The following is a 9,551-nucleotide window of genomic DNA, read 5'->3' on the forward strand; positions in this document are numbered from 1 at the left end:
GGGGCGCGGCGCATGCGTGAGGTCGGGCGCGGCCCCGGCCGGGGGCGTGCCCCGCGCCGGAGCGGTGCGGTGTCGGGCGGTGCGGTCAGTCGCGCGGACTCGTGTACAGGTCTGGCCTGCGGTCGCGCAGATACGGGTTGGCGGCGCGCGACGCGGCCAGCAGGGCGGGGTCGACGTCTCCGACGACGAGTTCCTCGCCGCTTCCCGCCCTGGCGCGCGCCGTTCCGTCGGGGCCGGCCAGGCAGCTCAGTCCGACGAAGTCGAACTCGCCCTCGCGCCCAGTCCTGTTGACGTACGCGACATAGAGCTGGTTCTCGAACGCCCGCACCGGCACGACGGATTCGGCCACGAACTCGAAGGGCCGCATCTGCGCCGTCGGCACCACCAGCAGGTCCGTGCCGGCCAGGGCGTGCGCCCTGACGTTCTCCGGGAATTCGACGTCGTAGCAGATCATGATCCCGAGCCGGACGCCGTCCAGGTCGGCCTGGACCACCGGCACCTCCCCCGGGGCGAACCGCTCGCGTTCGAACGGGCCGAAGAGGTGCGTCTTGCGGTAGCCCGCGAGCCGGGTGCCGTCCGCCGCGATCAACTGGGCGCTGTTGAAGACCCGTTCGCCGTCGCGCTCCGGATAGCCGTACAGCACGGCCAGACCGTGGCGCGCGGCCGTCCTCGCGACCGCCTCGGCGCCGGGGCCGTCGGCCGGTTCGGCGAGGCGGCCCACGTCGTCGCCGATCGCGTACCCCGTCAGGAACATCTCGGGGCAGACCAGCAGCCGCGCCCCCGCCGCCGCGGCGCGCGCCGCCGCATCGTCCAGGGTCCGCAGGTTCCCCGCCGTGGAACCGGGCTGTCCCGAACTCTGGAGCAGGGCGGTACGCAACGGGGGCATGGCAAAATCCTCGCAGGTCACGGGCGGTGCGACGGGAGCGGGGCGCCGGGCGCAGGCCCGGGCTCCCCCGCCCATGACGGTACGGTCGCGCGCCCGGCGGCGACAAGCGGCGACCGTTGCGTCTGCCTGTGCGATCCGTTGCGCGCGACGGCCGGTCCGCGGCGAATCGTTGCGCCGGACGGCGGGGCGGGGCACGGAACGCTCAGGAACGTGACCCGGGCCACTGCGGAGCGCCCGCCGCGTAGCGGCGCAGCAACGGCGACAGAACGAGCACGGACTTGGTGCGCTCCACGTACGGTTCGCTCGCGATGCGTTCGAGGACCTCCTCGAAGTGGCGCATGTCGGCGGCGAACACCTGCACCACCGCGTCGGCCTCGCCGGTCACGGTGGACGCGGAGGCGACCTCGGGGAAGCGTTCGAGGCCGCGGTGGATGTCCTCGGGCGAGGTGTTACGTCCGCAGTAGATCTCGATGAACCCCTCGGTGCGCCAGCCGAGCGCCGCGGGGTCGACCCGCACGGTGAACCCAGTGATCGCCCCCTCGGCGCGCAGCCGGTCCACGCGGCGCTTCACGGCCGGTGCGGACAGGCCCACGAGAGAGCCGATGTCCGCGTAGGAGCGGCGGGCGTCCTCGGCGAGGGCGTGCAGGATGCTTTCGTCCAGGTCGTTCAGTCGCACCGGTGCAGTAGAACACGCGCCTGACGACGTCCGCCCCCGCCCGGCGCGCGGGACGGGCCGGGACGGAGGGTCGTCGTCGTGGCGTGGCCGCCCGGAGCCGGGAGCACCGGACGGGACCCCGGCACGCTCCGGCCCAGGGGCCGGCGGTCAACGGACGGCGGCCAGGGTTCGGGCGGCGCCGGCCCGGGGCGGCGTCGCGCCTCAGCAGTCGGTCAGCAGGCCCTTGCGGAGTCTGTCGGTGACGCGGGCCAGCAGCCGGGAGACGTGCATCTGGGACACGCCGAGGACCTCGCCGATCTCCGACTGCGTCATCTCCTCGCCGAACCGCATGCGCAGCAGCTGCCGCTCCCGCTCGTCCAGCGACTCGATCAGCGGTTTCAGCGCCTGGACGTTCTCCGCGATCTCCAGCCCCGCGTCCAGTTCGCCGAGCCGGTCGGCCAGCGGGGTCACCGTCTCCGCGGAGTCCTCGGCCGGCATGTCGATGGAGCCCGCCGTGTAGCCGTTGCTGGCGACGATGCCCTCTATGACCTCTTCCTCGTCGATGCGCAGGTGCGCCGCGAGCTCGGCCGTGGTCGGGGCGCGGTCCAGCCGCTGCGCCAGTTCGTCGCTCGCCTTCGCCAGGTCTATCCGCAGCTCCTGGAGGCGGCGCGGAACGTGCACGGCCCAACTGGTGTCGCGGAAGAACCGCTTGATCTCGCCCACGATGTACGGGACGGCGAAGGTCGCGAACTCCACCTCGCGGCTGAGCTCGAAGCGGTCGATCGCCTTGATCAGCCCGATGGTGCCGACCTGGACGATGTCCTCCATCTGGTCGGACCTGTTGCGGAACCGGGTGGCCGCGTAGCGCACCAGGGCCAGGTTGAGCTCGATGAGGGTGTTGCGCGCGTACTGGTACTCGCCCGTGCCCTCCTCCAGCTCCGCGAGACGGGCGAAGAAGAGCCGGGAGATCTCCCGCGCGTCCTTGGGGGCGACGCCTGAGGGCGACGCGACATGCGGCAGACCGTAGGGGGCGTGCCGGAACGGGGACGGTCCGTACTCGTCAGGAAGTCCGTGCCCCTCCGTCCGGGCTTCTCCGCTTGCGTACGTCGTGCGTTCGAACGGGACCGCGCTGGCCGTCGACACGTTCGCCTCCCCTGGATTGCATGGTTCAGTGGGAGGCGTGTACCCCGTACCGCGGGTGCCATGCCTGTCGGCCCTGGAAATCATCGAAGACGCATATGCCGGTGCGCCGGGTGCCCGTTCGGGGCCTCCCCGCGCACCGGCAGGGTGCTCGCGCCGTCACGCCGCCCCACGCGCGGGGCGGGTCAACTCCAGCTGGACGACAGCGGCTTGCCCTCCGCGTATCCGGCGGCGCTCTGCACGCCGACGATCGCCCTCTCCGCGAACTGGGCGAGAGACGACGCGCCCGCGTACGTGCAGGACGAGCGGACGCCCGCGACGATCGAGTCGATCAGGTCCTCGACGCCGGGCCGCGCCGGGTCGAGGAACATCCGCGACGTGGAGATGCCCTCCTCGAACAGCCCCTTGCGGGCCCGGTCGTAGGCCGACTCCTCGCTCGTGCGGTTGCGGACGGCGCGCGCGGACGCCATGCCGAAGGACTCCTTGTACAGCCGCCCGTCGGCGGACTGCTGGAGGTCTCCAGGCGACTCGTACGTACCGGCGAACCAGGACCCGATCATCACGTTCGACGCGCCCGCGGCGAGCGCCATGGCCACGTCCCTGGGGTGGCGCACCCCGCCGTCGGCCCAGACGTGCTTGCCGAACTCAGCGGCCTCCGCGGCGCATTCGAGGACGGCGGAGAACTGCGGCCTGCCGACCCCGGTCATCATGCGCGTGGTGCACATCGCGCCGGGGCCCACGCCGACCTTGACGATGTCGGCGCCCGCCTCGATCAGGTCGCGCACACCGGCCGCCGAGACGACGTTGCCGGCCACCACGGGCACGCGCGGGGAGAGCCCCCGGATGGCCTTGACGGCGGAGATCATCGATTCCTGGTGGCCGTGCGCGGTGTCCACGACGAGGGTGTCGACCCCGGCGTCGAGCAGCTGCGCGGCCTTGCCCGCCACATCGCCGTTGACCCCGACGGCGGCGGCGATCCGCAGCCGTCCCGCCGCGTCCGTGGCAGGCGTGTACAGCGTCGCGCGCAGGGCGCCCTTCCTGGTCAGGATGCCGACCAGGCGGCCCTCCTGGTCCACGGCGGGGGCCAGCTTGCGGTGCGCGCCGTCGAGGATGTTGAACGCCTCGCGGGGGTCCGTGTCCGCCGCGATGGCCAGCAGCTCCCTGGACATCACCACGGACAGCTGGGTGAACCGGTCGACGCCGGACAGGTCGTGCTCGGTGACGATGCCGACGGGGCGCTGCTTGTCGTCCACCACGATGCCCGCGCCGTGGGCGCGCTTCGGCAGCAGCGACAGGGCCTCGTCCACGGTCTGCGTCGGCGACAGCGTGATGGGCGTGTCGAAGACGAGGTCACGGGACTTCACCCAGGACGTGACGTCCGCGACGACGTCGAGCGGGATGTCCTGCGGGATGACCACGAGGCCGCCGCGCCTGGCGACCGTCTCCGCCATGCGGCGGCCCGCGATGGCCGTCATGTTCGCCACGACCAGCGGGATCGTGGTGCCCGTACCGTCCGGCGAGGAGAGGTCCACGCCCTGCCGGGAGCCGACCGCCGACCGGCTCGGCACCATGAAGACGTCGTCGTAGGTCAGGTCGTACGACGGCTGAAGATCATTGAGGAAACGCACGTACAGAACATCCCAGTCGCTCGGAGCAGGCCGCAGGGCGGGGGGCCCGGCGGCAGACGCACGTACTTGATTGTCCCATGTACTGCCTCGGTGCGGCCGGGAAGAAACCTCCAGTCCGGAGGGCACCCGCTTGGAGGAAGCTCCAAACGGGTGCCTGGCCCCGGGGTCGTTTCCCCGGGCCGTACGAGTCGGGCCTGGGGCCTCCGGTCCCCCGGGCCCGTGTGGGTCAGTCCCCGTCGGGGTCCGTGCGCTCCAGGGCCGGCCGAGGTGCCGGGGTGAAGTCCTTCAGCAGGAAGTCCGCCGCGACGGTGTCCGTGACGAGGCTGGTCACGAGCCCGGAGCGGAGCACCGCGCCGATGGCCTCCGACTTGCGCATGCCGCCCGCGATCGCGACCACCTCGGGGATGCGGCGCAGCCGGTCGGCCTCGACCGTGATGCAGCGCTCGCCGAGGTCGCGCCCGACGCGGCGGCCCTGCGCGTCGAAGAGGTGTGCCGACATCTCGGCGGCCACGCCCAGCGACGCGTAGTGCGAGCGCTCCTCCTCGGTGAGCATGTCGTGCACCGTCGAGATGCCCGCTTCCCAGGACCCGATGGACACGGCGGCCACGGTCACCTTGTCGAAGTAGTCGAAGGCGCGCGCGATACCGGGCTGGTTGCGCAGCGCCGTCGCCGTCGACGGGTCGGGAAGCAGCATCGGAGCGTAGATGGGGTGCGCCTCGCCGCCGGACACCTGGGCCGCGCGGCGTACGGCCTCCACGGAGCCGCGCTCGGCGGTGCCCGCGTCGTACACGCCGGTCAACTGGACCACCGTGCAGGGCGGCAGGCGGTCGAGCGCGGCGGCCATGTGGATCGTGGAGCGGCCCCAGGCGAGGCCGAGGACGTCGCCCTCCGTGACCAGCTCGCCCAGCAGGTCGGCGGCGACCTCGCCGAGGTTCTCCGGGTCGGGCGACTCGTCCCCGTCGGCGGGCGACTCCACGACGACCGCGTGCCGCAGGCCGTAGCGGGCCCGCAGCGCGTCGGAGCGCTCCGCGTCCAGCTCGGCGGGGACACGGATCTCGATGCGCACCAGGTCGCGCTCCAGGGCGGTCTCCAGGACCCGGGCCACCTTGAAGCGGCTCACGCCGAACTCCTCGGCGATCTGGATCTTGGACTTGCCCTCCAGGTAGAAGCGGCGCGCCATGGCAGCCGCCTGCACCAGTTCCGCGGGTCCCATGCGCAGGGCCGGCCGCCCCGCCGAAATTCCAGGCACCGCGTTCTCCTTCACTCTGCGCACCCTCTCGATCCGCCGTTCATCCTGTCAGATACGACGGTCCTTGATCAGCCCCGAGGGGGCCCGTTCACTTAACCGTGGCTCACCGGTCGCGCGCCCGCACACCGCGTCCGCCCAGAGTCCGCGCACCGTCACGCAGCGCGTCCGCAGGGACACACCCGCCGCCCGCCCGTGTCCGCACCTGCCGGTCCCCGGCAGGGCGCGGCGTCCGTCCGGACCGCGCCCGGCGGCGTGCTCAATGGCCGCAGGACCAGGACGCCTTGGCGGTCGCCTCGTCGGCCTGGTGGCGCAGCATACGCACCGCGGCGGCCGGGTCGTCGGTGCCGTACACCGCGGAGCCCGCGACGAAGACGTCGGCGCCCGCCTCCGCGCACCGCTCGACGGTGTCGGCGGAGACACCGCCGTCCACCTGGAGCCACAGTTCCAGCCCGTGCCTGGCGATCAGCTGCCGCGCCCTGCGGATCTTCGGCAGCATGATGTCGAGGAACGACTGGCCGCCGAAGCCCGGCTCCACCGTCATGATCAGCAGCATGTCGAGCTCGGGCAGCAGGTCCTCGTACGGCTCGACCGGCGTCGCCGGCTTCAGCGCCATCGACGCGCGCGCGCCCTTGGCGCGGATCTCGCGCGCCAGCCGGACGGGCGCCGCGGCGGCCTCGGCGTGGAACGTCACGGAACCCGCGCCCGCCTCGACGTACTGCGGCGCCCAGCGATCCGGTTCCTCGATCATGAGATGGCAGTCGAGGGGGGTCCCCGCGGCCTTGCCGAGCGCTTCGACCACGGGGACGCCCAGGGTCAGGTTCGGGACGAAGTGGTTGTCCATCACGTCGACGTGGAGCCAGTCGGCGCCTTCGACCGCCTTCGCCTCCTCGGCGAGGCGCGAGAAGTCGGCGGACAGGATGCTGGGGTTGATCTGGGCCATGGAGCAAGCCTCCCACGGACCCGGCCCTGCACCGGCCCCGGTCCACCCTTCGGTACGGCGGACCGGGGCCGTTCCACCCTTCGGTACGGCGCGGGCACACGCGTGCGGAGGCGGGGCGCCCCGCCGTCTCAGGCCGTGCGGCGCAGCAGGGCCAGGTACATGGCGTCGGTGCCGTGCAGGTGCGGCCAGAGCTGGATGTCGGGACCGGCGCCGAGGGCCGGTACGCCGGGCAGCAGCGGGCGCGCGTCGATCCACTCGGCGGCCGTACGGCCCTCGCGCAGGACGTCGTCCACCACCACCCGCGTCTCCGCGAGGTGTGGCGAGCAGGTCGCGTACCCCACGACGCCGCCGACGCGGACCGACCGCAGCGCCTCGCGCAGGAGCCCGCGCTGGAGCGGCGCGAACCCCTTCAGATCGTCGGGGCGGCGGCGCCAGCGCGCCTCCGGCCTGCGGCGCAGCGCGCCGAGTCCGGAGCAGGGGACATCCACGAGGACCCGGTCGAAGGCGCCCTCGCGCCACGGCGGCCTGGTGCCGTCCGCCGTCACGACCTGCGTCGGACCGGGATTGCCCGCGAGCGACCGCTCCACGAGGCGCGCCCGGTGCGGCTGCTTCTCGGCGGCGAGCAGGGCCGCCCCGCGTTCGGCCGCGAGCGCGGCGAGCAGGGCCGCCTTGCCGCCGGGACCCGCGCAGCCGTCCAGCCAGCGGGTGTCGGGGCCGTCGAGCGGGGCGTGGGCGAGCGCGAGGGCGACGAGCTGGCTGCCCTCGTCCTGGACACCCGCGCTGGCGTCCTTCACCGCGCGCAGGGCTCCGGGCTCGCCGCCCTCGGCGAGCCGCACCGCGTACGGCGACCAGCGCCCCGGGAGCCCGCCGTCCGCGCCGACCTGCGCCAGCAGCTCCTCGGTTGTGGACCGGCCGGGGCGGGCGACCAGCGTCACCTCGGGCCGCTCGTTGTCGGCGGCGAGGAGGTCCTCGATGCCCGCCCGGCCGCCGCCGAGCGCGTCCCAGAGGGCCGAGACCACCCAGCGCGGATGGGCGTGGACCACGGCGAGGTGCTCCTCGGCGTCCTCGTCGTAGGGCGGCGCGACCCGTTCGAGCCAGGTGTCGAGGTCGTCGGCGGAGACCTTGCGCAGGACGGCGTTGACGAACTTGGCCCGGCCGTCGCCGAGCACCACGCGTGCCAGTTCGACGGTGGCGGAGACCGCGGCGTGCGTGGGGATGCGCATGCCGAGCAGCTGGTGCGTGCCGAGGGAGAGCACGTCGAGCACCGGCGGATCGACCTCGCGCAGCGGCCGGTCGACACAGGCCGAGATGATCGCGTCGTACGTGCCCTGCCTGCGCAGTGTGCCGTAGACGAGTTCGGTGGCGAGCGCCGCGTCGCGCGCCTCGAAGCCGGGCTGCTCGCGCGCTGTGCCGAGCAGCGGCGGCAGGACGAGGTTCGCGTACGCGTCGCGCTCGTCGACGGCCCGCAGCGCCTCGAACGCGAGCAGGCGCGCGGGGTCCTTCTTCGGGCGCCGGTAGGGCCGGCCCGGCCGGCCCGCCGCGCCCTGCCGGGACTGCTGCTGACGCGCGCGAGGGGCCTGGTCGTTCAAAGGTGCTCCGGGGTGTACGGGTGGCGGGATGGCGAGGGCGGTCTTCTTGTATGTGTGGGCGAGTTGCCCATGGGGACGGTTTGCCCGTGGGAACGGCCTGTCCGTGGGCGCGGCTTGTCCGTCGGGACGGCTTGGCTGCGAGGGCTGCTTGTCCGTAGAGACGACTTGGCCGTGAGGCCTGCTTGGCTGCGGGTGCGGCGGGCGGCTCGTCCCAGCGTACGCCGGGCGGCTCAGCCGGCCTGCCGCGCACCGAGGCGCTCACCGGCGGCGATCCGCACGCCGCGGGCCCAGTCCGCGGCGCGCATCGGCTTCTTGCCCTGCGGCTGCACCCACTGGAGCTCGACGGCGGTCGAGCCGGTGCCCACATGGACGCTGTTCTTGCCGGCGTCGAGAGCCCCGGGGGCGAGGCCCGCGCGCTCCGGCGCGGGGGTCAGGTGCACGAGCTTGAGCCGCTCGCCCCTGAAGAGCGTCCAGGCCCCGGGCGCCGGGGTGCAGGCACGGACGAGGCGGTCGACGCGCAGCGCGGGCGCCGCCCAGTCGACCTGGGCGTCCTCCACGTTGATCTTGGGCGCCAGCGTGATGCCCTCGGCGGGCTGGGCCACGGGCGCCAGCGTGCCGTCCTCGATGCCGTCCATGGTGGCGGCGAGCAGTCCCGAGCCGGCGAAGGCGAGCCGGGTGAGCAGGTCCCCGCTGGTGTCCGTGGGCCGTACCGCCTCGGTCACGACGCCGTACACGGGACCGGAGTCGAGTCCCTCCTCGATCTGGAAGGTGCTGGCGCCCGTCATCTCGTCCCCGGCCAGCACCGCGTGCTGCACGGGCGCGGCGCCGCGCCACGCGGGCAGCAGCGAGAAGTGCAGGTTCACCCAGCCGTGGGCCGGGACGCCGAGGGCGACGCGGGGCAGCAGGGCGCCGTACGCGACGACGGGGCAGCAGTCGGGCGCGATCTCCCGCAGACGGGCGAGGAAGTCCTCGTCGCGCGGCTTCGCGGGCCGCAGGATCTCGATCCCGGCCTCCTCGGCGCGCTCCGCGACCGGGCTCGCGACGAGCCTGCGGCCCCGGCCCGCGGGCGCGTCGGGCCGGGTCACCACGGCGGCGACCTCGTGCCGCTCCGAGGCGATGAGTGCGTCAAGGGCGGGTACGGCGACCTCGGGGGTGCCGGCGAAGACGAGCTTCATCGGTGGCGTGCTGCCTCTCGGAACGGGGACGGCGGCGGCTGCCGCGGGACGGGCGACGGGGGCCGCGGGGCGCAGGCGGGCGCCGCGGGGCGTATCAGTTTATGGCGCCGCCGCGTCCGGCGTTCCGCGGGGCGGACCGGCCGGCGGCACCGGTCCCCCGGCTGCCGGTGCCCGGGCCCCGGGGGGGGGGGCCCCCCCCCGGGGGGGGGGGGCGGGGGGCCCCCCCCCCCCGCGCCCCCCCCGCCCCCCCCCCAGCCGAGCCCCCCCCAGCAGAGGGTGAGTAGGAGGG

Annotated in this window: 8 protein-coding genes; all 8 read right to left on the reverse strand. The window is 74.0% G+C overall.

The window, feature by feature from the left end; all coding sequences use genetic code 11:
• Positions 1-85: 85 nt before the first annotated feature.
• The 8 genes from LCE31_RS16530 to fmt all read right to left on the reverse strand — a co-directional run bounded on the left by LCE31_RS16530 (position 86) and on the right by fmt (position 9,262).
• Entirely contained in the window at positions 86-886 is an 801-nt protein-coding gene (locus LCE31_RS16530; RefSeq protein WP_225015035.1) for a carbon-nitrogen hydrolase family protein, read from the reverse strand.
• A gap of 202 nt (positions 887-1,088) precedes the next feature.
• Positions 1,089-1,562 carry an Lrp/AsnC family transcriptional regulator gene (locus LCE31_RS16535; RefSeq protein ID WP_225015036.1) on the reverse strand — a complete coding sequence of 158 codons (474 nt, stop codon included), beginning with the start codon at positions 1,560-1,562 and terminating at the stop codon, positions 1,089-1,091.
• A 201-nt stretch (positions 1,563-1,763) separates the two neighbouring features.
• Complete coding sequence (locus LCE31_RS16540; RefSeq protein WP_374118483.1) at positions 1,764-2,684, reverse strand: RNA polymerase sigma factor SigF; 921 nt, start codon at positions 2,682-2,684, stop codon at positions 1,764-1,766.
• Positions 2,685-2,866: 182 nt separating this feature from the next.
• Positions 2,867-4,315 carry a GuaB1 family IMP dehydrogenase-related protein gene (locus LCE31_RS16545; RefSeq protein WP_263631923.1) on the reverse strand — a complete coding sequence of 483 codons (1,449 nt, stop codon included), beginning with the start codon at positions 4,313-4,315 and terminating at the stop codon, positions 2,867-2,869.
• A 220-nt stretch (positions 4,316-4,535) separates the two neighbouring features.
• Positions 4,536-5,522, reverse strand: a complete 987-nt coding sequence (locus LCE31_RS16550; protein WP_263631924.1) for a sugar-binding transcriptional regulator — start codon at positions 5,520-5,522, stop codon at positions 4,536-4,538.
• A 292-nt stretch (positions 5,523-5,814) separates the two neighbouring features.
• On the reverse strand, positions 5,815-6,498 hold the full coding sequence (gene rpe / locus LCE31_RS16555; protein WP_225015039.1) for a ribulose-phosphate 3-epimerase: 684 nt from the start codon (positions 6,496-6,498) through the stop codon (positions 5,815-5,817).
• A gap of 128 nt (positions 6,499-6,626) precedes the next feature.
• Complete coding sequence (locus LCE31_RS16560; RefSeq protein WP_225015040.1) at positions 6,627-8,087, reverse strand: RsmB/NOP family class I SAM-dependent RNA methyltransferase; 1,461 nt, start codon at positions 8,085-8,087, stop codon at positions 6,627-6,629.
• Between the two features lie 230 nt (positions 8,088-8,317).
• A complete protein-coding gene (gene fmt, locus LCE31_RS16565; RefSeq protein ID WP_225015041.1) occupies positions 8,318-9,262 on the reverse strand; it encodes a methionyl-tRNA formyltransferase in 945 nt (314 codons plus the stop codon).
• Positions 9,263-9,551 lie beyond the last annotated feature (289 nt).

The organism is Streptomyces sp. 8L (assembly GCF_020176795.1).
Taxonomy (GTDB): Bacteria; Actinomycetota; Actinomycetes; order Streptomycetales; family Streptomycetaceae; genus Streptomyces.